Consider the following 984-nt stretch of genomic DNA (forward strand, 5'->3'; position numbering starts at 1 on the left):
CGGCCGGCAGGCGCGTCCGGCGAGCGCGCGCGGTGGCGCGGCGACGACGCGGCGAGGACGATGCGTCCAGCACGCGGCCGTCACCGCCCGGGGAACCGGCGGACGTCCGCACCCGTCCGGCGGCCCCCGCCGCCACCAGCCCCCGCCGAGGAGCGTCCGTGCCCCACCCGCAGCCGCCCGTCCCGCAGCCGGCCGGCGTACCCGACGGCTCCCCCGCCGGCCCGGCGCACGCCACGGGCACCGCGGACCCGACGACGCGCCTCGACGGGCTGCCGGTCACCCGGCGGCACGTGCGGCTGCTGCTCGGCTCGGGGGTCGGCTGGACGTTCGACGCGATGGACGTCGGCCTCATCTCGTTCGTCATCGCGCAGCTCGCGGTGGTGTGGGGCACGCCGGCGACGCAGCTGTCGTGGGTCGCGTCCGCCGGGTTCCTCGGCATGGCCGTCGGCGCGGCGCTCGGTGGCCTGCTCGCGGACCGGATCGGACGGCGGCAGGTGTTCGCGCTGACGCTCCTCGTGTACGGCCTCGCGACCGGCGCGTCGGCGCTCGCCTGGTCGGTCGGGGCGCTCATGGCGCTGCGGTTCGTCGTCGGCCTCGGGCTCGGCGCGGAGCTCCCGGTCGCGTCGACGCTGGTCAGCGAGTTCGCGCCGCCGCGCATCCGCGGGCGTGCCGTCGTCGTGCTCGAGTCGTTCTGGGCCGTCGGATGGATCCTCGCCGCGGTCATCGGCTACCTCGTGGTGCCGGTCGGTGACGACGGCTGGCGCTGGGCGCTCGCGCTCGGCGCGCTGCCCGCCGTGTACGCCGTCGTGGTGCGGCGCGGCCTGCCGGAGTCGGTGCGGTTCCTCGCCGCGCGCGGCCGGCACGCCGAGGCGGAGGAGGTCGTCCGGTCGTTCGAGGAGTCGCCCGCGGTGCGCGGGGACGGGCGCACGGGGGCGCAGGTGCGCGACGGGCAGGCCGCGACGGCGCCGCGCGCCGGGACGGGAG

The 984-nt window shown here is 79.0% G+C and carries 1 protein-coding gene; it reads left to right on the forward strand.

The window, feature by feature from the left end; all coding sequences use genetic code 11:
- Window positions 1-269: 269 nt before the first annotated feature.
- On the forward strand, window positions 270-984 hold a 715-nt coding region (locus AB6N23_RS18470), incomplete at its 3' end, for an MFS transporter (RefSeq protein ID WP_412867410.1).

Origin of the sequence: Cellulomonas pasadenensis, assembly GCF_047229365.1 — a bacterium.
Taxonomy (GTDB): Bacteria; Actinomycetota; Actinomycetes; order Actinomycetales; family Cellulomonadaceae; genus Cellulomonas.